Source organism: Rhizobium sp. WYCCWR 11152 (genome assembly GCF_013087615.1).
Taxonomy (GTDB): domain Bacteria; phylum Pseudomonadota; class Alphaproteobacteria; order Rhizobiales; family Rhizobiaceae; genus Rhizobium; species Rhizobium indicum.
In genome coordinates, this window is the sequence record NZ_JABFCP010000002.1 from 222,979 (window position 1) to 248,769 (window position 25,791).

General features: G+C 61.2%; 23 protein-coding genes. 15 read left to right on the forward strand and 8 right to left on the reverse strand.

Annotated elements, in window-relative coordinates; translation table 11 throughout:
* Positions 1-65 precede the first annotated feature (65 nt).
* The 12 genes from G9X67_RS01360 (at position 66) to G9X67_RS01415 (ending at position 15,518) form a co-directional block, all read left to right on the forward strand.
* Positions 66-1,319, forward strand: a complete 1,254-nt coding sequence (locus tag G9X67_RS01360) for an ABC transporter substrate-binding protein (RefSeq protein WP_138390428.1) — start codon at positions 66-68, stop codon at positions 1,317-1,319.
* Positions 1,320-1,412: 93 nt separating this feature from the next.
* Entirely contained in the window at positions 1,413-2,312 is a 900-nt protein-coding gene (locus tag G9X67_RS01365) for a sugar ABC transporter permease (RefSeq protein ID WP_011649152.1), read from the forward strand.
* Positions 2,309-3,193: a carbohydrate ABC transporter permease gene (locus tag G9X67_RS01370; protein ID WP_012755221.1), complete on the forward strand. Its 885-nt coding sequence runs from the start codon at positions 2,309-2,311 to the stop codon at positions 3,191-3,193. The genes G9X67_RS01365 and G9X67_RS01370 overlap by 4 nt, the downstream gene beginning before the upstream one ends.
* A 34-nt stretch (positions 3,194-3,227) precedes the next feature.
* Positions 3,228-4,748: a DUF5060 domain-containing protein gene (locus G9X67_RS01375; protein WP_138390427.1), complete on the forward strand. Its 1,521-nt coding sequence runs from the start codon at positions 3,228-3,230 to the stop codon at positions 4,746-4,748.
* Positions 4,749-4,768: 20 nt separating this feature from the next.
* Positions 4,769-5,839, forward strand: coding sequence for a sn-glycerol-3-phosphate ABC transporter ATP-binding protein UgpC (gene ugpC / locus G9X67_RS01380; RefSeq protein WP_171597830.1), 1,071 nt, complete (start codon positions 4,769-4,771; stop codon positions 5,837-5,839).
* A 148-nt stretch (positions 5,840-5,987) separates the two neighbouring features.
* Positions 5,988-6,497 carry a GNAT family N-acetyltransferase gene (locus tag G9X67_RS01385; protein WP_138390426.1) on the forward strand — a complete coding sequence of 170 codons (510 nt, stop codon included), beginning with the start codon at positions 5,988-5,990 and terminating at the stop codon, positions 6,495-6,497.
* Positions 6,498-6,811: 314 nt separating this feature from the next.
* Positions 6,812-7,723: an rRNA adenine N-6-methyltransferase family protein gene (locus G9X67_RS01390; protein WP_171597831.1), complete on the forward strand. Its 912-nt coding sequence runs from the start codon at positions 6,812-6,814 to the stop codon at positions 7,721-7,723.
* Between the two features lie 3,244 nt (positions 7,724-10,967).
* Positions 10,968-12,047, forward strand: coding sequence for a YihY/virulence factor BrkB family protein (locus G9X67_RS01395; protein ID WP_138330793.1), 1,080 nt, complete (start codon positions 10,968-10,970; stop codon positions 12,045-12,047).
* Between the two features lie 73 nt (positions 12,048-12,120).
* The gene (locus G9X67_RS01400; protein WP_138330792.1) at positions 12,121-13,404 is read left to right on the forward strand and encodes a cystathionine gamma-synthase family protein; all 1,284 of its coding nucleotides are present in this window, start codon (positions 12,121-12,123) and stop codon (positions 13,402-13,404) included.
* A 304-nt stretch (positions 13,405-13,708) separates the two neighbouring features.
* A complete protein-coding gene (locus G9X67_RS01405) occupies positions 13,709-14,473 on the forward strand; it encodes an SDR family oxidoreductase (RefSeq protein ID WP_138330790.1) in 765 nt (254 codons plus the stop codon).
* A gap of 49 nt (positions 14,474-14,522) precedes the next feature.
* Entirely contained in the window at positions 14,523-14,936 is a 414-nt protein-coding gene (locus tag G9X67_RS01410) for a cupin domain-containing protein (RefSeq protein WP_138330791.1), read from the forward strand.
* A gap of 123 nt (positions 14,937-15,059) precedes the next feature.
* The gene (locus tag G9X67_RS01415) at positions 15,060-15,518 is read left to right on the forward strand and encodes a carboxymuconolactone decarboxylase family protein (RefSeq protein WP_138330789.1); all 459 of its coding nucleotides are present in this window, start codon (positions 15,060-15,062) and stop codon (positions 15,516-15,518) included.
* A gap of 15 nt (positions 15,519-15,533) precedes the next feature.
* Here the strand turns inward: G9X67_RS01415 and G9X67_RS01420 are convergent, their stop codons facing one another.
* The 3 genes from G9X67_RS01420 to G9X67_RS01430 are packed head-to-tail and all read right to left on the reverse strand — an operon-like array spanning position 15,534 to position 18,692.
* Entirely contained in the window at positions 15,534-16,739 is a 1,206-nt protein-coding gene (locus G9X67_RS01420; RefSeq protein ID WP_138330788.1) for a thiolase family protein, read from the reverse strand.
* Entirely contained in the window at positions 16,717-18,246 is a 1,530-nt protein-coding gene (locus G9X67_RS01425) for an AMP-binding protein (protein WP_138330787.1), read from the reverse strand. The genes G9X67_RS01420 and G9X67_RS01425 overlap by 23 nt, the downstream gene beginning before the upstream one ends.
* Before the next feature lie 29 nt (positions 18,247-18,275).
* Entirely contained in the window at positions 18,276-18,692 is a 417-nt protein-coding gene (locus G9X67_RS01430; protein WP_138330786.1) for a thioesterase family protein, read from the reverse strand.
* A 50-nt stretch (positions 18,693-18,742) separates the two neighbouring features.
* On the opposite strand from G9X67_RS01430, the gene G9X67_RS01435 reads away from it, so the two are divergent.
* Positions 18,743-19,717, forward strand: coding sequence for a zinc-dependent alcohol dehydrogenase family protein (locus G9X67_RS01435; RefSeq protein WP_138330785.1), 975 nt, complete (start codon positions 18,743-18,745; stop codon positions 19,715-19,717).
* Between the two features lie 12 nt (positions 19,718-19,729).
* Here G9X67_RS01435 and G9X67_RS01440 read toward each other — a convergent pair whose 3' ends face one another.
* The gene (locus G9X67_RS01440) at positions 19,730-20,101 is read right to left on the reverse strand and encodes a helix-turn-helix domain-containing protein (protein WP_138330784.1); all 372 of its coding nucleotides are present in this window, start codon (positions 20,099-20,101) and stop codon (positions 19,730-19,732) included.
* 137 nt (positions 20,102-20,238) lie between these two features.
* Here G9X67_RS01440 and G9X67_RS01445 point away from each other — a divergent pair, with 137 nt between their 5' ends.
* Entirely contained in the window at positions 20,239-20,706 is a 468-nt protein-coding gene (locus tag G9X67_RS01445; RefSeq protein WP_171597832.1) for a nuclear transport factor 2 family protein, read from the forward strand.
* A 162-nt stretch (positions 20,707-20,868) separates the two neighbouring features.
* On the opposite strand, the gene G9X67_RS01450 is transcribed toward G9X67_RS01445, so the two are convergent.
* The 4 genes from G9X67_RS01450 to G9X67_RS01465 form a co-directional block, all read right to left on the reverse strand.
* Positions 20,869-21,336, reverse strand: coding sequence for a response regulator (locus G9X67_RS01450; protein WP_138330783.1), 468 nt, complete (start codon positions 21,334-21,336; stop codon positions 20,869-20,871).
* A gap of 69 nt (positions 21,337-21,405) precedes the next feature.
* Positions 21,406-23,328 (reverse strand): ATP-binding protein, encoded by a 1,923-nt coding sequence (locus G9X67_RS01455; protein ID WP_138330782.1) that lies wholly within the window; start codon positions 23,326-23,328, stop codon positions 21,406-21,408.
* Positions 23,325-23,987, reverse strand: a complete 663-nt coding sequence (locus G9X67_RS01460; RefSeq protein ID WP_138330781.1) for a response regulator transcription factor — start codon at positions 23,985-23,987, stop codon at positions 23,325-23,327. Before G9X67_RS01460 ends, G9X67_RS01455 begins: the two co-directional genes overlap by 4 nt.
* Positions 23,984-25,111 (reverse strand): sensor histidine kinase, encoded by a 1,128-nt coding sequence (locus tag G9X67_RS01465; RefSeq protein WP_171597833.1) that lies wholly within the window; start codon positions 25,109-25,111, stop codon positions 23,984-23,986. The genes G9X67_RS01460 and G9X67_RS01465 overlap by 4 nt, the downstream gene beginning before the upstream one ends.
* A gap of 191 nt (positions 25,112-25,302) precedes the next feature.
* On the opposite strand from G9X67_RS01465, the gene G9X67_RS01470 reads away from it, so the two are divergent.
* The gene (locus G9X67_RS01470) at positions 25,303-25,761 is read left to right on the forward strand and encodes an SgcJ/EcaC family oxidoreductase (protein ID WP_171597834.1); all 459 of its coding nucleotides are present in this window, start codon (positions 25,303-25,305) and stop codon (positions 25,759-25,761) included.
* Positions 25,762-25,791: the final 30 nt, after the last annotated feature.

Sequence of the window (25,791 nt, forward strand, 5' to 3'; positions counted from 1 at the left end):
ATACCAGTTGACATGTCAATGACTATCTGCAACAAGGGGCCCGGCTTTACAAGAGGAGGACGGTAATGCTGACCCTTTCTGCGAAATTGAAGACCGCGAGCATCGTTGCGATCGCCGTGGCGTCACTATCGGCCACGCCGGTTCTTGCTGAAGACATCACGCTCTGGACCCTCAACTTCGACAACAATGCCGCCAATACGGCCCTGAAGAAGGTGGCGACGGACTTCGAAGCGGCAAACCCCGGGACGCATGTCGAGATCGTTCAGCGCGCCGTCGACGAGCACAAGACCGCCTTGCGTGTCGCTGCTGGCTCCGACAAGGGACCCGATATTTATTTCAGCTGGGCCGGCCTCGGTCTCGGTGGTGAATATGTGAAGGCCGGTCTGTCCCTGCCCCTCGACAAATACTATGCCGAGTATAAGTGGAACGACGAATTGCTGCCCTCGGCAGCGGCTTTTGCTGACCTCTATCCCGGCGGCAAACACGGCGTCCCCTTCACCTTCAAGGGTGAGGCCGTCTATTACAACAAGAAGCTTTTCGAACAGGCCGGCATCAAGGAAGAGCCCAAGACCTACGAGGAATTCCTTGCCGCGGCCGATAAGCTGAAGGCTGCCGGCATCCCTGCCTTCACCTTCGGCGGCACGGTCAACTGGCACGTCATGCGCCTCATGGACGTCATCCTTGAAACGAAGTGCGGTGCTGAGAAACACGATGCACTGAAGGCGATGACGCTGGACTGGACCAAGGAACCCTGTGCGACGGAATCCTTCGCGGAGTTTGCGAAGTGGACGAAGGACTATACGCTGCAGCCGTTCATGGGCATCGACAACAAACAGTCCTATAGCCTCTTCACCGCAGGCCGTGCGGCGATGATGCTCGAAGGCGACTGGCTGGTCAGCCAGCTCGACGGCTCCGGCGCTAATCTCGACGACTACGGCATTTTCCCCTTCCCGACCAACACCGATCGTCTCTACGGTTTCGCCGAGTACAATTACATCAGCACCAAGAGCAAGAGCCCTGACGTAGCGGCGAAGTTCCTCGACTACTTCCTCTCGACGAAAGTCCAGCAGGACCTGCTCGGCCAGCTGAGTTCGACCTCCGTCAACAAGAACGTACAATATGCCAACCAGAAGCCGCTCGAGGCGGAATGGCTGGGGATCTTCCAGAAATACGGCAAAGTGTACATGAACGGCGACCAGGCGTTCCCGCTCGACGTCACGACGGAGTACTTCCGGGTCATCAACGATGTTGCTTCCGGCAACACCGAGCCGGCCGATGCCGCCAAGCAACTGCAGAGCTTCATCGCAAGCCGAACCTGATTCCTCCCGAGGTGCCAGTCGATCGACCCAGCTGTCGATCGACCGGCACATTCTTTCATCAGCTGGCAGCCGCTTCACTGCCAGGAGGAAAGCATGTCACTTCGACAATCGACACATGATCCGCGCGTACAAGCGCTCATCCTGCTCGTGCCAGCACTCGCGATTTACGCGGTCTTCGCGCTCTACCCGATGCTCAACGTCGTGATCCTGAGCTTTCAGAAATGGAACGGGCTCGATCCCAATCGACAATTCGTGGGGATTGCGAACTACCAGGCGATTTTCACAAGAGATCCTGTGTTCTGGGTTGCCTTTCGCAACACGGTGATCTGGACCTTGATGAGCCTGATCTTCCCGCCGATGGTCGGACTGCTGCTGGCGCTCAGCCTCAACCAGAAGATATTCGGCCGAAATGGCCTCAGGGCCATCTTCTATCTGCCTGTCATCATCGCGCCGATCGCGGTGGCCACCATGTGGAAGTGGATGTACGATCCGTTCTTCGGCCTTTTCAGCCAGTTGCTCACCTCGTGGGGCATGCAAGGCTGGATCAATGACTGGCTGGGCAACCGGGATATCGCCCTTTATTCGGTCTTCGTCGCCTATCTCTGGCAGACGGTCGGCTTCTCGATGGTCCTGTTCCTGGCGGGCCTGCAGAACGTCTCCCAGACACTCGTCGAGGCCGCCCGCATCGATGGCGCCGGCCGCTGGGCGGTGTTCAAGCATGTGACATTGCCGGCCTTGCGCCCGACGATCACGATCGTTCTCGTTCTTTCCGTTATCTCCTCCTTGAAGGCCTTCGACATCGTCTACGGCCTGACCGGCGGCGGGCCGGCGCAGTCCACTCAGATGCTGGCGCTCTGGGCATTCACGCAGGCGATGCAGATCTTCGATTTCGGACGAGGCGCGGCGATTTCGGTCGTGCTGCTGCTGATCACCATGGCCGTCGTCATTCCCTATCTCAAATGGACCCAGAAGCACGAGGAGGTTGAATCGTGACAGCAGTACCGACCGACCAGACCGCAGTGCATCTGCAGGTCGAACCATCGTCGATGAAGCGGGATCCGATTCTGATCGGCCTCTGGATCACGCTTGTTATCGTGGCGCTCGTCTGGGTCGCGCCATTCGTCTTCATCGTCTTCACCTCCTTGAAGACGCCGGCGGCGGTGACAGGTACGGGCGCCTTCGTGCCGCCAACCGAGCTCGCTTTCGAAAACTACAGCGCCGCATGGAGCCGCGGCAACTTCGCAAACTCCTTCTTCAACAGCGTCATCATCACCGTCATCAAGGTGCCGCTCGGGCTGTTCCTTTCGGCGATGGCCGCCTATGCCTTGGCCAAGATCAAGCTGAAAATCACCAAGGCCCTGCTGCTGCTTGTGGTGTTCGGCACGATGATCCCCTTCCAGGTGATGCTTGCGCCGCTCTTCACCCTGGTGAATTCACTCGGCCTGATCGACACCTACCCCGGCGTCATCCTTCCCTACATCGCCTTCGGCGTTCCCTATCAGGTTTTCATCCTGCACGGCTTCTTCAAGAGCATCCCCAAGGAGCTGTCGGAAGCAGCGCTGATCGACGGTGCCAGCCACTTCATCATCTTCAGACGGATCTTTCTGCCGGTGTGCCTGCCCGTGCTCGCCGCACTGCTCATCCTCGACTTCGTCTCCACCTGGAACGAATTCGCCATGGCGCTGGTGCTGCTCCAGGATCAGCACATGTGGACCTTGCCGCTCGGCCTGATGTCGTTTCAGGGGCAGTTCTCGAGCAATTACGGCCAGCTCAATGCGGCCATCGTGATGACCGTCCTGCCGGCGACGATCGTCTATCTCATCTTCCAGCGTTATTTCGTCTCTGGCCTGACCTCCGGCGCCGTCAAAGGCTAGGGCCACGAATAGCATTCCACGAGGAGAATATTCTATGTCTGATGCAACAGTCGAAAAATGGGGCGTGTTCGAGGCCTCCTTTGATGGACCCTCCAGCGACAATCCCTATCTCGACGTGGCATTCGATGCCGTGTTCACCCATAAGAGCCGCGAAGTCCGCGTGCCGGGCTTCTATGACGGCGACGGGACCTACCGTATCCGCTTCATGCCGGACATAGAAGGCGAGTGGTCGTTTCTGACCCGCTCCAAGACTGCCGCACTCGACGGCAAGGCCGGCGCATTGATCGCGACCGAGCCCTTGGCCGGCAATCACGGCCCGGTGCGCGTGCGCAACAAATTCCACTTCGCCTATGCCGACGGAACCCCGTTCCTGTCCTTCGGAACGACCTGCTACGCTTGGACGCACCAGCCGCTCGACATGCAGAAGCAGACCCTCGAAACCCTCAAGAAAGCCCGCTTCAACAAGATGCGGATGGGCGTGTTTCCGAAGGACTATCCCTACAACGTCAACGAGCCGCTGCACGCCTCCTTCGAACGCGGAGCGGACGGGAAGGAAGACTTCGATCGTCCGAACCCCGCCTCGTTCCAGCACTTTGAGAAGCAGGTCGCAGCCCTCTGCGAATTGGGGATCGAAGCGGATATTATCATTTTCCACCCCTATGACCGGTGGGGTTATGCCGACATGTCGGCCGAACAGGATTTTCGCTATGTCGAATATCTGGCCGCTCGTCTCGCCGCCTACCGGAACGTCTGGTGGTCGCTTGCCAATGAATATGATTTCCTCATCGATACAAAGCCGATGGAGCAGTGGGATCGCTACTTCCACATCCTGGAAGAGAACGACCCCTACCAGCACCTGCGCTCCATCCATAATGGCGACGTGACGGCGAATTTCGATCATCGCAAGCCGTGGGTGACGCACACCTGCATTCAAAACCCTGACGTCAAGCGGACGCAGGAATGGCGCGATGCCTACGGCAAGCCTGTCGTCAACGACGAGCCCGAATATGAGGGCGACATCCTGCAGTCATGGGGCAACCTCAATGCGCAGGAGCTCGTGCATCGCTTCTGGATCACCATGGCGCGCGGCGGCTATGCCGGGCATGGCGAAACCTATTCTCATCCCGAGGACCTGATTTGGTGGGCCAAAGGCGGGGAACTGCGCGGCGAAGCGTGGAAGCGCATCGCCTTCCTCCGCGACCTTCTGGAAGCCGATGTCAAGCACGGCCTCGAGCCGCTGGGCATCATCGGCGAATGGCCCTGGTCTCGCGTGTCGGGCGCGCGCGACGGCGACGGCGATTTCCGCCTGATCTATTTCGGCGAACATCAGCCGGTGATCTGGTCCACGGGCCTGCCCGTGGACGGTGACTATTATGATGTCGATCTCATCGACACATGGGAGATGACGATCACGCCGGTGGAGAAGGTGGCGGCTCCCGTTCCGCATCCGACGCGCCATGGCTCGGTCGTGCGCGGCGGCAAGCCGGACGCTGCCTTCGGCGTGAAAATTCCGCGCAAGCCGTACCAGGCGCTGCGCGTGCGCAGGAAGCTCTAGAAGATGACAAGGGGTACGAAATGTCTGGCTTGAGCATCAGAAACGTCAAGAAATCCTTCGGCCCGGTCGATATCATTCATGGTGTCGACGTCGAGATCGCCGACGGTGAATTCACCATTCTCGTCGGCCCCTCCGGCTGCGGCAAGTCGACATTGCTGCGCATGATTGCCGGGCTCGAGGATATCACCGCCGGTCAAATCAGCATTGACGGCCGGGTCGTGAACAATCTGCAGCCGAAGGATCGCGATATCGCGATGGTCTTCCAGAACTATGCGTTGTACCCGCAGATGACGGTCTCCCAGAACATGGGATTTGCGCTCGAGCTCGCCGGGGCCAAGCGGCCGGAAATAGAACAGAAGGTCGGTGAGGCTGCGGCAATTCTCGGATTGCAGCCGCTTCTCGATCGAAAGCCGGCTCAGCTGTCGGGCGGACAGCGACAGCGCGTCGCCATGGGCCGGGCCATCGTTCGCGATCCGAAAGTCTTTCTCTTCGACGAGCCGCTCTCCAATCTGGATGCGAAACTGCGCGTGAAGATGAGAGCGGAGATCAAGGCTCTGCACCAGCGCCTGAAGACCACGATCGTTTACGTCACCCACGACCAGATCGAGGCCATGACCATGGCTGACAAGATCGTCGTGCTCCACGGCGGTCGCGTCGAACAGATCGGCAGTCCGCTCGAGCTCTACGACCGACCGCGCAATATGTTTGTCGCCGGCTTCCTCGGTTCCCCCGCGATGAACTTTCTCGAGGGAACTCTTGAGGGCGCAGGCAAGCCGGCATTGTCGCTGCCGGGTGGGTCACGCGTAGCGCTTTCGCGGGCTCCAGCCAATTCCGGCAACAGACCGCTGACGCTGGGTATCCGTCCCGAAGACATCACCTTCGGTGGCGAAAACGGTGTGGATGCCGTGGTCAAGGTGGTCGAACCCACGGGATCGGAAACCCATGTCGCCGTGGAACTCGAAGGCAGGGAGCTGACATGGGTCGTTCGCGAACGTGTCGAGCTGGTGCCGGAACAGCCGGTAAAGCTTTCTTTCGAAACGGCCAAGGTTCACTTCTTCGATCGGCAGACGCAGCAGCGCCTGAACGCCTGAACAAGGCGCGTCAGCAGGTCCGTCGAACGCGGAACCGGAATTTGACGGCATGGAGTTCTTGATGATTCCTCGTCTTCGGAGCGAATTGGTGACTTGTAATCTCTGATCTCGCCGATAGGCTGTTCTTCCAAGACGAGGTAGCCAAGACATGCACATTCGAAGAGCCCTCTCCGCCGACGCGGAGGAGCTGAGCAGTCTTTTGAACGAAATCATCCTTGCCGGCGGAACCACCGCACTCGAGACGCCGCTTTCGGCTGCCGAGTTCGCGGACTGGTTCATCGACGGCGAGTTTCCTCTTACCTGCCATGTTGCAGAGCACGATCAGTCGCTCGTCGGCTTTCAATCGCTCAGCTTATACGGCGACCCGCCGAAAGGCGTTGCCGACATCGCGACCTTTGCCCGCTTGAACCCAAGAACCCCAGGCGTCGGCAGCGCTCTCTTCCCCGCAACCCGAGCCGCAGCGGAGGAGTTCGGGCTCGAATTCATCAATGCGACCATTCGGGCCGACAATGTCAGCGGCCTTGGCTATTACACAAAGATGGGCTTCGAGACCTATGACCGGCTGGTCCAGGTTCCGCTTCAAGATGGAACGCCCGTCGACAGGATCAAGAAGCGTTTCAGAGTGGACGCCAGGCACCACACGATGCCCGACGCCTGAAACTTGGTCGATGGCGCTGCGGGAGCGCTGGGCATCCAAGGACCGGACCGGTTCAGCCTTGCCCAGCGTCCCCTGTTTGCAAGGGACCGACAAGCCGATGCAGCCTCTTTGCAGCTACACTTTGATGTCCGGCGACGAAGTTAAATTTTGCCGCCTGCGGAATATTAACCTCATGAAGTAACAACGTAGTTTTCCATAATGGAAGAAAAGTGTGCGTTAGCTTCCGTCACGAGTTCCTTCCCCCATGAATCAATCATTCGGGGTAAAGATGGATTTGGAGCCGCAAGGACGTAAAAAAGGAACAGGTCAAAGCCATGCCCGGAGATTTGCCCATGCCGACTGCGATGTTTACGGCCGACGAACTGGCGGTGATCCGCCGCGCTTACGCCCATCAGGTGGCGGCAACCGCGGCAACGACGAACCCGCGGATCGAAGCTGCCTTTGCCACCGTCCCGCGCGAAAAATTTCTCGGTGCTCCGCCATGGCAGATCGCCAATCTGGGCGGCGGGTATCGCCCCCTCACCTCCTCCGACTTGGTTCTGGCCTATCAGGACGTGCTATTCGCGCTGCAGTCCGAGAACGGTGTCAACAATGGTAGTCCCTCGCTGCATGCCCGACTCCTGGCGGAGCTGGACATACAAATCGGCGATCGCATAACCCATATCGGTGCCGGCACCGGCTATTACAGCGCCATTCTTTCGGAGCTTGTCGGCGCTTCCGGTCATGTCTACGCCGTCGAGATGGATCCCGATCTGGCTGCGCACGCTCAAACAGCGCTTGCCGATCGGGCCAATGTCAGCGTCATTAACGCCGACGGCAGCCAATGGCCGCAGCAAGAGATGGATGCGATCTATGTGAATTTCGCCGTCGCGCGGCCCGCGGAACCCTGGATCGAAAGGCTTCGGCCTGGAGGGCGCCTGGTGCTGCCACTCGGCGTACCGCGCCTGGACCGACCGCCAAAGGGCGGCCGTCATGCATCCCACGGTGCTGCACTTCGGATTGAGCGCGGCGAGAGTGGATTTGCGGCGCGTTGGATCGGCGCGGCCTACTTCGTCTGCGCCAATGGTGGATTGTCGATCGACGACAACGAGATCGAGGCGCTGACAGCCGCATTCAGGCGCGGCGGCATCGAGTTCGTCAAAAGCCTGCTCTGGAAAACGGAACCGCGGATAGGACGCTGCTGGTATATCGGCGATCAATGGGCGCTCTGCTATGATGACGTCTGAACCATCCGCGCCGCGAAAGTCGCCTGCCTGATCTCCGCGAGGAACGAGAGCAATATGGCGCAACGCGCTCAAAAGCCGGCTCGGAACTTGGCCATCTCGAAGCCCCTTGCAAGCTCGCCACCGGCGCCCTGCCCTCTCCCACGCCGGAAAGTCTGCTGCTGAATTTTTGCCGGCCTTCATCTTTAATGATCGGACCAAGGGCGCCAAGGATCCGAGCGACGGCCACGCCGGCGGAGGTCGAGACGGGATTGAGCGCCGACGGCCTGTTGAAATCTGTGGTCCGCATTCGCGGGATACAGTGCACCGACAGCAGACCTGCTGTTTCCGCGACGCTGACGCGATCCGACCAGGGCATTTGACATATCCTCCTGGAAGGCGCCGCTCAGACCGGCGGCAAAGATCAGCAAGCGGCCGCGGCCACACCATAGCTGATCGGCAGTGCCTTGGCCCATGCTCGCCAGCGACCCCATGAAACAAGCACTCATGGCTCTACTGCTGAAGGCGGCGGCGCCGCCGCGGCACAAATTGGCGACACAGATAACCAGTCGTCGGGCCTCGGACACCCCGATGCCGACACATCTCGCCAGAACCGGATCGATACGAATGGAAAATGAGGATTCGTTGCCCGTCCGGCGGCGATTGCCAGAATGACAAAAGCCCGGCGCGGGAGAGATGCGCCGGGCTTCGATAGTGACCGACAGCCTGGGAGGAGGAGGGCTGTCCGTCGCACCGAAGCGGCTCGGAGGGGTTAAGCGCTTCGGTCTGTCACGAGGTAGCGTTGCGATGCGACAAATTCAAGCCTGGTGGCTGCGCGGATGTCGCAGACGAAGTGCCAGACAAATGCAGCCTCACTCGCACGCGATCAGGGCTAGCGAGGGGTTGTCCGCGGACAACTTGCCGAGTAAAGGACCCGGCGGAGGGAGTTTCCCCGACCTTCAGCGGGCCGACCTGCCCACCACGAAATGATTGAAGTGGCACAGGAGATCGCGCGGCTGGTGCGCCTAGAGCCGGACGCGCGAATGGAGATTGCCTCAATGATCGACGACGGTCCGCCTTGGACCTGGCTTGCCCAACCCTTCGCCCGAGCAAGAGCATGGCCTTGCTTATCTCCACCTGACTGACGGCCGAGTTGGCCGAGATGTCGAACAAGGCGATCGCCAAGCCGACCGATCGGACGCCGATGACCAACGACGGCGACAGCATCCAACCATCCGCCCCAGCACATGCGGATGCTGCCGTCAGCTTTCAGCCATCCGCTGCACCATTCGAGACTTCGTCCTCCGGCCAGCAAAGCTCAGGAAGGAGGACCAACAGGCATAGCTTGGACGGCCGAACCGATCGATGCACCGCGAACTGACAGACTGCTGGAGTCGCCGCCCTCACCTGCCGCCCTCTCTCCAGCCTTTGCCTGAGCCGCGCCGCAGGAGCCTCGAAGCACGGAGCCGCACGCTTACCGATCTGGCCGGACCGAAGCATTGCCGTTAGCCAATGCCGAGCGATAGGCGGTCTCGATTGCCACCTCATCAAGGAGGCGCAAGAGCGGCGAGGATGACCCCGCCGCGGCGTCCCACCGACCTTGCCGCGGATCCCTTTCGGTGAGCGAAGCCGCAGCGTCGGCAGCCTCGCAGCCTCTTCGAACGGGCGGCGCTCTGCTCCTCTTAGACGGGAGCAGGTTCTCGGCATTGCGAAACTGCCGGCAGACCCGGCGGAACTCTTGGAGCCGTATACGCCGCGCCTGTTCGGCAAGACGCATGAAAGCGCGACTCTACGATACTAGGCAGAGCCATCGAGGCGGCCCTAATACCGCAAATCAGTACGGCGATATCAGGGATATTTTCCCGGCGCGAACCCAGTTGCTGCGGAGATCAGTTCATGCGCAAACGACCTGGCGACTACCACGTTGATGATCCGGTTGTCCGCGGACAACGGCATGAGCAGGCAACGTTCGGCCTTGCAGCTAGGGTTTGCGGATTCGCCTGGGAAAGGCCGCAGGGTCGGTTGCCCATCCGGCATAAAGCCGGCTTCTGTGTAGTAGTCAGCCGACAGTACCGCTGTCTCGCTATCATCCGGTGCTACATAAGACCGAGCGGAGGGATCTCGCGGAAGGGGAGGGGACGCCCTTCGATCTTGGAGGATCCGCAGTTCACGGCCGAATTCTTCCGGCGCATCCGCCCGTTGCGAAAGGGCGGCCGCTGACGTCGATCGGCGGGCCGTCAGCGCACCTGACGCAGCGACGACTACCGCCGATCTGCTTGCAGCAGCGAGCCGCGCATGGGGAACGGCAGCGTCGGGTCCGCTTTGTCCTGAGATTGCCGGCCGTAGTACCAAGACCGCACCATCATGTCAGACAGGCCGCGCCCGTCATCAATGCACGTTATTTGATGACGTGCAGCCCTCACTGTCAGCCAGTGTAGAAGACCTGCGTTCATCCCGGCCGATATGTCGGAAGATGTTCCTGCGCCTTGTGAACGGGATGCCGAGCAGCGCTTGCGGTGGCGGCCGGGGAGGGCGCCTATTGCAAAATAACGCCGGGCTATGAACTGGCCGACGTTCGGAGCGGCGCGCGTCGTATATCCACCTCCTCGCCGCGCGGCTGGCTACGCGTAGCCACTTGATCGATCGCGGCGCGTTCTGCCGATTGCCGCCCCGCTGTCAAGCAACCACCGAGGCCATCGAGATCGCGTCCGTGGGCAGGGCAGGGGCTCGGTCTCGACGGCGCTTGGCATGAGGCGCGCTGAGCGAAAGCAATCGGATCGCAGGGGCGAAACCCGCTATTTGCCCGTTGATAACGCAAACGGCTATTGCAGGCCATTGTCACCGGCGCTATTGTTTTGGCGGGCTCGTTGCACCTTGCATAGGCTGGTGCGGGTCGCCGACAGGCGCCGGTGTCGAATGGCGGCAGGCGGAATTCAGGTCCAAGTCGCGCTTTCGATATGAGCCGCACACCAATCTACCGCTTCGCGGCTACCAAGCCGCCCCCATCGGTAGACCTGTCGAAAGACTCCCACCACAGCAGTAACGAAACTAAAGTCTGGATTTGCTTCCGTAGCAGGATGTGACTGCAGCGATATCAACGACTTATGGGCGCAGCGGCGGAGCGGCTCCATCGTTCTAATCCCTGCTTCCTGGCCCGATTGGGGAAACGGACCATCTCGGTCCTGCATGAAATGCCCGCAGGAAAGCAACGGCTTGCATCCTTTAGCGGCACCCTGCGTTATCTCCGCACGAGACCGGAGACCAGCTCATGCCTGATGTGCTTCACCTCAAGAGATTCTCCATTGCGGCGACAATGATGGCCGCAGCGATTGGCGCACTTGTGTTGATGCAGGCGACTGAGCGCAGGTCGGTCGCTCGGTCTGGGGATACCGGCCGCGCACCTGACGATCATGGTCGCAGCGCCAGCGTGCCCGAGGCTATCCCTTTCAGCGGCCTTCGCGACGTGTTCTGGCGCGTCTTCCACGAGGTCCTCGCCGACCGGGTCACTTTGATTGCCGCGGGTGTGACGTTTTATCTGCTGCTGGCACTCTTCCCAGCCATGGCGGCTTTGGTGTCACTTTACGGGCTGGTTGCAGATCCGGCCACCATATCCGAACATCTTCGCGAATTGGCCGGCCTCATGCCATCAGGAGCGTTCGATCTTCTTGCCAATCAGATCAAGGAGCTCGTCGATCGGCGCGACGCGACGCTCGGCATCACCTTCTTCGTCGGCCTCGGCATCGCCCTCTGGAGCACGCATAGCGGCACTCTGGCGATCTTCGACGCGATGAACGTCGCCTATGAGGAGGAAGAGAAGCGGGGGCTTGTCCGGTTGAACCTGATCGGCCTCTGCTTCACCTTGTGCGCGATGCTTTTGACGGTTGTCATGGTGGCGCTCGTCGGGGTCATGCCGGTTGTTCTCTCCTATCTCTGGCTCGATCAGTTCAAGGAGCACATGGCCCTTCTCCTGCGATGGCCGCTGCTTCTGCTGGTCGTCGCAGTGGCCGTTACATCGGTCTACCGGTTCGGCCCCAGCCGCGAGCCTGCCAAGCTCCGGTGGATGACGTGGGGCGCGGTTCTGACCACGATCGCCTGGGCCGCCATGTCCCTCGGCTTTTCTTTCTATCTGGACCATTTCGCCAACTACAACGCGACATACGGCACGCTCGGCGCGCTGATCGGCTTCCTTATCTGGATCTGGCTTTCCGTCGTCATTCTCATCGTCGGAGGGGAGCTTAACGCCGAACTGGAGCATCAGACCGCAAAGGACACGACGACGGGAACGCCACTGCCAATGGGGGCGCGCGGCGCCTATGTCGCGGACACTCTGGGCGAGACCATGAGCTAACCGCGATGATTGCTCCTCTTATATGGTTTTGATGTATTCTGCCATTTCGCCAGTCCCGAAACAGGAGACGATGATGACCGCCCCGCATCCTTCCAAAACCCATATCGGCAATCATGCCCTGCATCCCGAAACACAGATGCTGAACTACGGCTACGATCCGGAGCTCTCGGAAGGGGCGGTCAAGCCGCCGGTATTCCTCACCTCCACTTTCGTCTTCAACACGGCCGAGGATGGCCGCGATTTCTTCGATTACGTGTCGGGCCGCCGCGAGCCGCCCGAGGGGAAGGGGGCGGGCCTCGTCTATTCGCGCTTCAACCATCCAAACAGCGAGATCGTCGAGGACAGGCTCGCCGTCTACGAACGGACGGAAAGCGGCGTGCTGTTTTCATCCGGCATGGCGGCGATCGCCACCACTCTGCTCGCCTTCGTCCGGCCGGGCGATGCGATCCTGCATTCGCAGCCGCTCTACGGGGGAACGGAAACGTTGCTGGCGAAGACCTTCCTGAACCTCGGCGCCGCCGCCGTCGGCTTTGCCGACGGCGTCAGCGAAGGATCGGTGCAAAAGGCGGCTGAAGAGGCAATGGCCAAGGGCCGCGTTTCCGTCATCCTGATCGAGACGCCTGCCAATCCGACCAACAGCCTGGTCGATGTCGCGATGATCCGACGCGTGGCCGACGCGATCGGTGCAAGACAGGGTCATATGCCGATTATCGTCTGCGACAATACCCTGCTCGGACCAGTCTTCCAGCGGCCGATCGAGCACGGCGCCGATATCTCGCTCTATTCGCTGACGAAATATGTCGGCGGCCATTCCGACCTGATCGCCGGCGCCGTTCTTGGTCGCAAGGCGGTGATCAAGCAGATCAAGGCCCTGCGCGGCGCAATCGGCACACAGCTCGATCCACATTCCTGCTGGATGCTCGGCCGCTCGCTGGAAACGCTGCAGCTCCGCATGGAACGGGCAAACAGCAACGCGCGGGCCGTCGCCGACTTTCTGCGCGATCACCCGAAGGTCGAGAAGGTTCACTACCTGCCCTACCACGATCCGGAATCGCCGGCCGGGCGGACCTTCATCGCGCAATGCACCGGCGCCGGCTCGACTTTCTCTTTCGACATCCGCGGCGGTCAGCCAGCCTCGTTCAAATTCCTGAACGCGCTGCAGATCTTCAAGCTTGCGGTCAGCCTGGGGGGCACGGAATCGCTTGCGAGCCATCCGGCCGCCATGACGCATTCCGGCGTACCCGCCGATGTCCGCCAGCGCATCGGTGTTCTGGAATCGACGATCCGTCTTTCGATCGGCATCGAGCATCCGGACGATCTGATCGCCGACCTCGAGATAGCGCTGCAGGCTGCGTGATTGGGGGAACCGATGCCCGGCGGCGCCGGGCCTGTCGACGTCATGTTCCTCCATTTTGGCCGGATTCCTCGACCGCAGAGCCAGCTTTCCTACTGCGTTCGCATAGGGTGACAGCGACCGAGGGAGAATAGTTTGGCACCGCGATCCGGCGCATTCTCCTGCTCATCGGTTTCAACCGGCCGCACCGGCGACGGTCCCGATGAAGTCGCTTCGCTCATCGAGGGCGCGGGGGCATGCCGAGCAGTTGCCTGCTCGCTTTCAGGTCAACAGAGGAAACTCCTCGTAAAGGACAAGGAGACTACCCATGAAAATCGTCGTTATCGGCGGTACCGGCCTCATCGGCTCGAAGACCGTGGAAAGATTGCGCAGCAAGGGGCATGAGGTGTTGGCGGCTTCGCCGAATTCGGGCGTCGACACGATCACCGGCAAGGGCGTGGCCGAAGCGCTCGCTGGCGCGCAGGTCGTGCTCGATCTCGCAAACTCGCCCTCATTCGAGGACAAGGCCGTCCTGGAATTCTTCCAGACGTCGGGCCGCAATCTGCTCAAGGCAGGGGCTGCCGCCGGCGTCAAGCATCATATCGCGCTGTCGATCGTCGGCATGGAGCGGCTGCAGGGCAGCGGCTACATGCGCGCCAAGATGGCCCAGGAAGAGCTGATCAAGACGTCCGGCATACCCTACACCATCGTGCACTCGACGCAGTTCCACGAATTCATGGCTGGCATCGCCCAGTCGGGTACCGTCGGCCAGACGGTGCATCTGTCGCCCGCCTACGTGCAGCCGATCGCCTCGGACGACGTTGCCGACGTCATGGCCGAGGTGGCGCTCGGCACGCCTGTGAATGGCACGATCGAGATCGGCGGGCCGGAGAAAGTCCGCCTCACCGAGATCGTGACGCGTCTCTTCAAGGCCACGAGCGATCCGCGCCAGGTGGTCACCGATCCGCATGCCCGCTATTTCGGGGTCGAACTCGAGGACAATTCGCTCGTGACCGGCCCCAAGGCTCGGCTCGGCCGGATCCGTTTCGACGATTGGCTCAGCCGTCAGCCACCGCAGAAAAAGAGCGCCTGACAGCGAGGCTGCGCCTGTCGACCCATTCTATCAATTGAGGAGACCAGACATGCTCAGGAAAATGATCTCGGCAGCGGCGTTCGCCCTTGTACTTGCCGCCGGTACTCAGGCTCACGCCGGAGGTGGGAAAGCGAAGGTGAGCGTCGTTTTCGACCAGAAGCTTCCCAATGTTCCCGGCAAGAGCATGAAGGCTGTGATGGTGGAATATGAGCCCGGCGGCCTGTCGCCCGGCCATACCCATCCGGATTCGGCCTTCATCTACGCCACCGTTCTCGAAGGGGCGATCCGCAGCGCGGTGAACGACGGCCCGGTGAAAACGTATAAGGCTGGAGAAAGCTTCGCCGAATTTCCAGGCGATCACCACAGCGTCAGCGCAAACGCCAGTGATACCAAGCCGGCGCGCCTGCTTGCGGTCTTCGTGCTGGACACCGACGAGACGGAACTGACGATCGACGACAAATAAAATGGTAAACGAGCATCGGCCTGATCTACCGTTGGGGCAGATAGTCGACCTGGAAGGCAAGGCGTATTAACTGGCCTGCAAGCCGAGGCTTGCGTCATCAATCCTCTCACGGTGGAGATAAGAATGATCAAGCGTCTGAACTTCATGGCCCATAAGAACAGCGGCATCGACGGCCTCTTTTCCGTTGAAGGCTGGATTGCCAAAAGCTTCGATCCGAAGTTGCTCGAACTTGTCAAAGTGCGCGTTTCCCAGATGAACGGATGCGCTCACTGCCTGCACATGCACCGCCAGGACGCGCTGAAGCTCGGCGAAACGGATGACCGGCTGCTGCTTCTGAACGCGTGGCGGGAGTCACAGCTCTTCACCACTCGGGAGCGGGCCGCACTCGCCTGGGCCGAGGCTCTCACTCAGATCGCGAAAAGCCATGCGCCGGATGATGTTTATGAAGAGGCGCACGCCAACTTCTCGGATGACGAGCTCGTGGCCCTTTCAATCGGTGTTGCGATGATCAACGCCTGGAACAGGCTGGCGATCGGCTTCCGGCTTCAGCATCCGGCCGATCACAAACGCGCCGCCGCCTGACGGGCTGCACCTTGGTCAGGAAAGCTTGGCAGCCTCGAACATGGCGCTCAGCCCGATGCCTCCGCCGATGCCGATCATCGCCAAGGCAGTCGCACCCGGCGCCCAGCCTTCCCCGGTGTCGCGGATCAGTTGGCTGTACAGCCGGGTCACGAGGATTGCGCCGGAGGCTCCGAATGGATGGCCGAGCGCAATGGCTCCGCCGTCCTTGTTGATCGCGTCGGCAGGGATAGCGAGCTGGTCCAGCGATGCCAGAACCTGGGCCGCGAAAGCCTCGTTGAATTCGATGGCATCGATGCCCAAGAGCGAAAGCCCGGGCTGACGCTGCAGCAGCTTTCTGGTCGAGGCGACCGGGCCGATGCCGAGCAGGTTGGGATCCACACCGGCAGCGGCGCTGTCGATGAAGGCTAGTCCCTTTTCGATGCCCATGCTTCTCGACATTGCGCGACTCATGACCAGCACCAGGCAGGCGCCGTCGTTCAGCGGGCAGGCATTGCCGGCTGTCACCGAACCATCGGCCAGGAAGACCGGCCGGAGGTTTGCGAGCGCCTCAAGAGATGTGGACGCGCGTGGACATTCGTCCCGTTCGATCTGACCGTAGCTGGTGGGAATTTCAACGATCTCAGGCCGAAAGATGCCTGCCTCGGCCGCTTGCACGGCGAGCCTATGGCTGCGCAGGGCGAATTCATCCTGTCTCTGGCGCGATATGCCGAACTGCCGCGCGACGTTTTCGGCGGCAATTCCCATTTCCGGATCGCCGATCGTTTCAGGCGAAAACCGGGCGCGCCCGTAAAATCGCGGCGGCATCCCATTCGTCTTTGGTCTTTCGACGCGCCATGGCGCGGTGCTGACACTCTCCACGCCGCCGGCCAGAAAGCACGAACCGGCTTTCGCTTGGATCAGCCGGGCTGCCATGATGATCGCTTCCAGGCCCGAGCCGCATTGCCGATCGATCGCAACACCCGGAACTGACATGGGCAGACCTGCTGTGAGCGCTGCCAGCCGCGCGATGTTTCCACCGCCACCGGCGGCATTACCCACCAGCACATCATCGATGTTTTCCGGCGCAATTCCCGTTTCGGAAACAATGCGACGGATGATCGGCGCAAGCAGATCTTCCGCCGCGACAGTAGCAAGCGATCCGAACGCCCGGCCGATCGGCGACCGGTAGGCGGCAACCACGACCGGCTGCCAATCCTCCTCAGGCTGATAGGCGTAGGACAAGATCGTCTCCTGAGATCACCGATGTCTCCACTTGCCCCCTCGAGATCTTGCCGCTGCTCGTCATCGGCCAGAACTCGATATGGTAGAATTGCTTAGGGATCTTGTACCTGGAGAGCATCCGCGCGCAATGATCGGCCAGGATTTTCGGGTCTCTCGTCTCTCCCGAGACGACGGCAACGATCCGTTGGCCCAAATAGGCGTCCGGCAGCCCGAAGACAACGGCATCTTCTACCCCGGGGCAGACTTTGAGCGCGCTCTCGACTTCGGCGGGATAAACGTTGTTGCCGCCTGATATCATCATGCCGCCGGCCCTGCCGATCACCCGCAGCATGCCATCGGCATCGAGTTCACCGAGATCTCCGACCGTCGCCCCGGCTTTTGTGACCCGGAAGGCCTGACCATCGTCGCCCCAAAGATATCCATCAGCGATCAGGTCGCTGTCGACGAATATAGTTCCCGCCACATCGGTCCCGACGTCGTTTTCATCGGGATCGCGAATGGAAATTCCCACGCCGGGATAGGCTTGTCCTACCCGGTCGATCGGAAAATCGATCTCGCTCCCGACAAGGGTCGAGACGGTCATGAATCCAATCTCGGATGCGCCGTAATATTCCCGGATGCGCGCCTTCGGAAAAAGGCGACGCATGGACTCGACCCCGTTCCTGTCAAGCTTTGCGCCGGCGCTGAGGACGTCGCGCAGGGAGGTCAGAGCGGGTTCACCCGCCCACGCTCTTGCAATGCCGGCTATATGGGTGGGTACGGCAACCAGCCGTTCGACTTGCCGGGAGGAGAGCGTGCGTGCCACCACGCCAGGATCCCATTTCCTGATCGAATGAAAGGTTGCCCCGGCATCGAAAGCTTCGACCAATGCATAAAGCGCCAGGCCATGCGCGAGCGCTCCCGGGCACATTGTCGACGGCGCGTCTTCGAGTTCGAAAACAACGCGTCCGCGATCGAGGCTCCGGCGCCATTGTTCGCGCGAGCGATAATAGGCTTTCGGTTCGGCGGTGGTCCCCGAGGTGAAACCGATCAGAAAGATCTTGTCGGTATCGGCCGGCAGCTCGGCTTCACCTTCCGCCGCGGCAAGGTCGAAAGCCTCGGCTCCGGCAGCGACAACGGGAATGCCGAGTCTTCGGGCAATTTCAGCACTCGGCCCGGCATCGTCGTCGACAATCAGAACGTCAGGCGCCAGGCGCTCGATTATGCGTTCGATCCTTTCCGCCGGCATCATCGGGTCGATGACCGCGCAGGCATTCGGGAAAGCGGTGGCCGCCGCAAAATACTCGGCAAAGCCGATATGGTTGCCAAGGCTGAGAGCGGCAAGCTTCTCCACACCGGGCAGATCGAGCGAGCGGCGATTCGAGCGAGGGAGATCTTGGAGAAACCGATAAATTGCCTTGGCGCGCACATAGAGCTCGCCATAGCTGAGCGAGTGCCCGTCGATCACCAGCGCCGGCTTGTCCGGTGTTTCCGTTGCATGTCGAAGAAGCTGCGCATGGATCGGCATGGACACCCGCTGGTTTGAACGATCGGCAATCAGCCTGGAGACAGAGCGGCTCTGGTCGCTTCGGGAATCGGCGTCGGGCGGCTGTCGGAGAGGCCGACGCAGACCCAGACGAAATGCGCCGATGCGCAATGGGCGCCATCGCGCTGGCGAAAGAGTTCTATGGCAAAGGACAGACTCGTGCGCCCGATTTTCTCTATGTTCACCTTCACTTCCACGACATCGTCAAGGTCGATTGGGCTGTGAAAGGTGATCTCCGCCTTCTTCACGTGATAGGCAACGCCGGAGGAAGTGTGACGGAAATGGCTGAGAATTTGCCGTTGCCGCAGGAACTCGATGACCGCATCCTCGCAATAATCGAGATAACGGGAATTGTGGACATGACCATAGATGTCGATGTCTCGCATCGAGACCCGGAACGATGCTAAAGGCCTGTCGTCAACGCTCATTCGATCACCAATTCGACGGGGTGATCTAACCGCAGTGTGTGGGGGATGCAATGCAATATCAGGCGGTCGTGCGAAAATTCGGCCCGGCTCAGGATGTCGTTGAGCTCGAGCAGGCTGCGCTGCCGCCGCTGGCGCGCGACGAGGTGAGGGTACGTCTGCTGGCGCGGGCGATCAATCCGTCCGATATCATCACCATATCAGGAGCCTATAGCGGACGCACGACATTACCTTTCATTCCCGGCTTCGAAGCATTCGGCGTGGTCGAACAGTGCGGTGAGGAGGTTCATGGGCTTTCCCCCGGGACACGCGTGCTGCCGGTGCGCAGCGCCGGCGGGTGGCAGGAATTCAAGGATACCGATCCCGGCTGGTGCCTTCGTGTTCCAGACGAGCTTACCGACTTCGAAGCTGCAACGAGCTACGTCAATCCGATGACGGCCTGGTTGATGCTGCGTGCCAAGATCGGGCTGAGGCCAGGCATGCGCATCGCCATCAATGCCGCCGCCTCTTCGATCGGAGCGATATTGATCGGTCTCGCCAATGCCGCCGGCGTGGAGCCGGTCGCCATCGTCCGCAGCGAAGGATCACTTGAGCGCCTGCGCGGCCGGGTCGAGGCTATCATCATCGATAGAGAGGAAAGCGAAAGCGATCTGGTCGCCGGGCTCACCGGCCGGCATGGGCTCGACGCTGTGCTTGACTGCGTCGGAGGAGCGCGCGCATCCGTCCTCGCCGATGCGCTGAAGCCCGGCGGGCATTTCGTGCATTACGGCCTGCTTTCGGGCCAAAGCATTCCGGCTTCCTTCTGGGCCTCCCATCCCGATATCGCCTTTTCCTATTGTCACCTCCGTGAATGGGTTCATTCGCAAGCGATGGGCGACGTCCAGCGGGCCTATTCCGAGATCGCGGCGCATATCGTTTCGAAGGTCATAGCGACCGAGGTGCGGGAGGTATTCCCCTTGGAAAATGTCCGGCAAGCCCTGCACTCCGCTCTTCCCTTTCGAACGGGCGGCAAGGTGCTCTTGGCCTGACGGACGCTGTCCCTAGGAGTCTTCGTGCCGTTGCCGCGCGATGGTGATTGCCGCATGGTTCTGCTCGGCCCACCCGATCAGGGTTTTCATGGGGATGAGGAAGGATCGCCCCAGCTCCGTCAGTTCGTATTCCACGCGAGGCGGGACCTCCGGATAGACGGTGCGCCGCACGAAGCCGTCCTGCTCCAGATGCTTCAATGTCTTGGACAGCATCTGCTTCGAGATGTCACCGATCTCGCGCATCAGCTCGTTGAAGCGCTTCTTTCCGTCTTCCAGTGCCTCGAGGGTGAGCAGGCTCCATTGATCGCCGATACGATCGAGCACGCCTCTGATCGAGCATCCCGCCCCAGGCTGTTGTTTCGGATCGTCCGTTTCCTTGGGCATGCTCCGTCCTCGGTCATCGTCGGCTGACCTTGCCACTAAAACCTGCCTTCTTGCTCGGCATGCCGCGGTTTCATAGACCAGCTCTCATAGTCTGTTTTCTAGACTAGATCGCGAATCCGTACCAAGGAGCTTGATGCATGACATTCGGGAAATCGCTTTTCGCACTCGTCATTTTGGCAGGTGTCGCCGCGCCGGCCGGCGCTTTTGCTGAATCGGCCTCGCGGGATTTGAAGATCGAGGAAGCCAACCGGAAGCTGGTGGTGGAATTCTACGACGGGTTCTTCAACAAGCACGATATCGAGGCCGCCTCGGTCGTCGCTGACGATTACCGGCAGCACAATCCCCAAGTTCCCGACGGGAAGAAGCCTTTGATTTCCTTCTTCATCGGCTTCTTCAAGGACAATGCCCAATCGAAGGCCGAGATCGTCGGCAGCGCCGCCGATGGCGATCTCGTCTGGCTGCACGTGCACGCGACGAACGGCGCCGATGACCGCGGCCAGGCGATCGTCGATATTTTCCGCGTCAAGGACGGCAAGATCGTCGAGCACTGGGACGTGATCCAGGCCGTTCCGAAAGAGGCGGCAAACAAGAACACCATGTTCTGAGTTGAGTGGGGCCGGCTTCCCAGCTGGCCCCACTATCGGCACTACGCGCTTGGTTCAGCCGTCTCTCTCGTTGCTGCCGATTTCCGCCGCACTGCTCGGTCGACATTTGCCGGTGGCCTAATGCCCATACGCCAAAATGGCTGGTGCCCTAGTCGATCCGCATCAATCGATCCGGGGACGCTTCGATTTCGGCGTTGCCAGCCCGTGTTTGGCAAGCTCCAGGGTCAGGATGCGGGTTTCGAGAAGATTGAAGATGCGCAGGATGGCCTCGATCGCATCGAATGGCTTCGTCAGAAAATCCTTCGCGCCGAGCGAAAGTGCGCGCCTGCGCGTCGGCAAGGTCGCATCGGCAGTGAGCACCAGGATCGGCAGATAGCTGTTTTCGGGAATGAGCCTCGCAAAGGTCTCGAGCAGGGCGAAACCGTCCAGATCGGGCATCATCAGATCGAGAAGAACGAGATCGACAGGATGTTCGCGGAAGAGCCGCAAGGCCTCGCGCGGTTCGGTGGTGCTGATCAGCGCCGTAAAGCCTTCGCGCTTGAGGATACGCTCCAGCAGTGAGACATTGGCGGGCTCGTCGTCGACGATCAGGATCGTCGATCGGCGCACGATATCTGTGGAATCTGTCATGGACCCAATATTTGGTTGAAGCGATGCCGAACTGATATCAAGCGGCGCGGCCAAATCAAAGGCGATGTCTTATGGCGGGCTTCCCATCGCAACCGGTCTTGCCTCTACCACTGCAGGCGCGCGCGGCAGATCGACGTGGAAAGTGGCGCCGCCTTCCTGGTTGCTGAAGCCGAGCGTTCCGCCCATGGCGTCTGTCAGATGTTTCGACAGCGCGAGCCCGAGACCGGTTCCATCCTGGCTGATCCGTTCCGCTCCCAGCCGATCGAACGGGGTGAAAAGCCGGGCGACGCGTTCGGCCGGAATGCCGGGACCGGTATCGCTGACCTCGATGCGGATACGGCCGCCATCCATCGCGCGGTGGCTGACGGTTACGCTTCCCTGGGGGCGATTGTATTTCACCGCATTGGAGAGGAGGTTGAGGAACACCTGCAGCAGACGCCGTCGGTCGGCGAGCACCGAAAGATCCGGCTCGGCCGGCTCGACGACCTCGATCCTGATCTGCTGCTGGCCGCAGAGCGGTCTTGCAAGCGACACGGCTTCATCGATCACCTCGGCGACGGGCTGTGCTTCGACAGCGAGATCCATGCGCCCGGCCTCGATCCTCGCCATGTCGAGAACCTCGTCGATGAGGCTGAGCAAATGCCGGCCGGCCCTCAAGATCTGCGCGACGCTCTCTCTGGACTCAGTATCGGTGACGTCCATTTCCAGAAGCTGCGCGAAACCGAGCACGGAATTCAGCGGCGTGCGCAGCTCGTGGCTCATGCGCGACAGAAATTCGCTCTTGGCGTTGCTCGCGCGGATCGCATCCTCACGGGCGCCAAGCAGGGCCTCTTCGATTTGCTTGCGCTCGGTAATGTCACGCGTGATTTTGGAAAAGCCGCGCAACCGGCCCGTCTCGTCATGGAGTGCGGTCACGACGACGTGCGACCAGAATTGCGACCCGTCCTTGCGAAGGCGCCAGCCTTCCGCTTCGGTGCGTCCGTGAAGGGCGGCTTTGGCAAGCTCTTCTGCCGGAAATGTGTCCCTGGTTTCCGTGGGATAGAAGCGGGAAAAATGCTGCCCGACGATCTCCTCGGCGCCATAACCGGTGATCCGCTCGGCGCCTGCATTCCAGCTTATCACCCGTCCTGAAGTATCGAGCCCGAAGATGCCGTAGTCGCTGACGCCTTCGACCAATTGCCGAAAGCGCTCCTCGCTCTCGGTCAGATCAGCCTCGCGCTTTTTCAGAAGCACGCTCGCATCCTCGAGCGCCTGTCCGAGGCTCCCGAGTTCATCGCGGAAGGGATCCGCCACCGTCACGACCTCGCCTTGCGCCAGCCGATGCGCCTCGGCTTTCAGCGCATGCACGCGACGCACGATGCTCGCCGAAAACAGGAAGACGGCGACGAGCGCGCCGGCAAACCCAAGGAAGCCGGCGGCGATCATCAGGCTTCGCGACAGCGTGCGAACCCGGTCGGCAGCCTCCGTCCTCGCGTGAAGCAGATCGGCCTCCCGCCGGCTCATCGCGTCGATTTCCTGTCTCAGCACATCGAGGACCTGCTTGCCCTCGATGAGCTTGGCCGCAAGATCCTCGCGTCCGCCGGCGCGCAGGATGTCGGCCTGTTTCAGGAGCTGGAGACGGTCGACTTTCGCGACGACGAGGGTGCGGATGCGTTCGAGGCGGCTCTTTTGCTCGTCATCCCGCAATCGGCGACCGACCTCGTCGAGCACGACGGGCAGCCTGTTTTCGGCCCGGTTGAAGGGATCGAGAAAATCGGTTCTGCCGGTCAGCAGATAACCGCGCATCGCGGTGGCTGCTTCGGCGATCGAGGCATGGATCTCCTGAATGCCCGACTGGATCTCGAGCGTGACCCGCACCTGATCCTCGGCAATCCGGCTTTGCCGGTCGGCCACGAAGACGGAGGCGAGAGCCGCAAGCAGCAGCGCCAGCGGTACGGTGATGATGACAATGCCCTTCGCCCTCAGCGGCAGATCGGCGAAACGCAGGGTCATTGCTGTTCTTCGCTGGATGTTGCGACCAGCCCGCCGCGCACGGCCATGACCGCGGCCTGCGTCCGGTCGCCGGCGCTGAGCTTGCCGATGATGCGCTCGACATGGATCTTCACGGTACCGGGCGAGATCTTCAAGGCTCGGCCAATCTCCTTGTTCGTCAGGCCCTCGGCCACTTTCGACAAGACTTCGCGCTCCCGGATCGTCAGCGTCTCCAGGGCGCTGCTGTTGGTCTGCGGCTTGGTGGCGGCGCGGCGCAACAGCTTGGCGACGAGTGGACCGTCGAAGAAGGCGTCGCCCTGAAGGACGCGCCGGATCGTGCGGAGAATGTCTTCCCGGCTGGCGTCCTTCAGCAGATAGCCCGTGGCGCCAGCTTCGATCGCCGCTTCCAGATAATCGAGGCTGTCATGCATCGTGATGATCATGACGCGTGTGCCGGGCGACACGCGCCGGATCTCCCTCGTCGCGGCGAGGCCGTCCATGCGCGGCATGCGGATATCGAGCAGTGCCAGATCCGGCTTGTGGTGAGCTGAGGCCTCCACCGCTTCGACGCCGTCACGCACGTCCCAGCCGACACGGAAATCGTCCTGACCGCCGATCATGGCGATAAGACCGGCGCGGGCGATGTCGTGATCGTCGGCGACAAGGATCGATGCCGTCATTCTGATGTCGTCTCCTGCGCAAGGGGGGCGGCGGCGCGGACATGCGTGCCGCCCGAAGACCCGGCCTCGATCTCGATCCTGCCGCCGAGCAGCGCCAGCCGTTCCCGCATGCCGACGATACCGAGTTGCCTGCCCCGCATCTGAGGATGGGGCAACTCGCCGATGCCTTTGCCATCATCGATCACTTCGAGATGCGCTTCGCCCTCGCCGTCCTCGAAGAGCCGCACGACCAAGCGGCTCGCCTCGGCGTGCTTGATCACATTGGTGATCGCTTCCTGCGCGACGCGATAGAAGATGATCCCGGTCGATGTCGGCCAGCGGTCGGAGGCGGCATCGAGGTCGGCGATCACTTCGAGACCGTCGATCGCATCGAGACGCGTGCGCAGGGCCGCGGCGACACCGAGATCATCGAGTTCGGGCGGGCGAAGATCGGCGATGGCCGCCCTGAGATCCGCAACGGAATGGCGCGCCAGTGCAGCGAGTTGGTCGATCTCGGGCTTCAGGACATGCGCCTCGCCGATACGGGCCGCGAGGTCCTGCAGGCGATAGCTAAGGCCTGCAGCCAGCTGCGCCGAGCCGTCGTGAAGATCAAGCGCCACCCGCTGCCGCTCCTGTTCCTGCGCCTGGATCAATTGCGCGACAAGGGCCGCGAGTTCACTTCGCTGCCGCTGGAGATCGCCGAGAAGCGCCTGGTTTTCCGCTGCCTGCCGATTGAGATTGTAGGCGTCGGCGAGCTGTCCCGCCACCACCTCCAATGTCTGCCGGTCGTCGGCATCGACGCCGCGCCCCCTCAGCGGACCGATCAGCGTCAGGCAGAGACCGGAGCCGTCTTGCGAGGTAAACAAGATGCTGTCGCTTCCGGGGCTCGTCGACTTGCCGACCGTCATCTGCACAGGCAGCTCTTCTTGCGAGGACGGGAAAACGAGCTCGGCAAAGGATGCTCCCGAGAAGTCGGCGAGACGGGACAGAACCTCCTGAGCAGCCGCTTCGAAAGTTTGTGCGTCAAGCAGGTTTCGCGCCTCGATGATGAAGCGCAGACGAGCCGCGCGCGCTTCCGCTGCCCGGTAAAGGGCCTTCAATTCCGTTACGTTAGGCGAATGCGTCGCGCCTGTATCGTGGTTCATGCCTGACGGGACTGCTCCGATATGAATGACGCCGGCACGATAGTCATTCCGGCGGGAATGTCATCTATGCCGTTCGGCAGACCCGATCGGAGCCACACGGCAGATGGGGCGGCGGCACTAGGCACCTTAGATGTCGATCATGCGGTCGACCGATGCGATGTCCGCCGGAACCGCCACATAGGAAGTCAAACATGCATACCATCATTGCCGCCGCCCTCGTTCTCGGTTTCGTTCAGGTCCAGTCGGCCGCGGCGGCTACCGAAACCGCAACCTGTGCGCCGACAAGCGAGGCGGAAATCGCCAAGCTCTTCGACCGCTGGAATACCTCACTCGCGACCCTGAGCCCCCAGGAAGTCGCCAAGAATTACAGTGAAGACTCCGTGCTTCTCGCGACCTTGTCGGACAAGCCTCGCCTGACCCAGGCGGAACGGATCGACTATTTCGAGCACTTCCTGGCGAATGAGCCCAAGGGCCATATCGATAGCCGCGACATCAAGATCGGCTGCAACTGGGCCGTCGACACCGGCACCTACACCTTCACCTTGAAGGACGGTTCGAAAGTGCCGGCCCGTTATACCTACACCTATGAGTTCAAGGACAGCGCCTGGCTGATCACGTCGCACCACTCTTCGATGATGCCGGAGAAGTAAGGCTTCACCAGCCCGCAGGTCCGGCAGGGA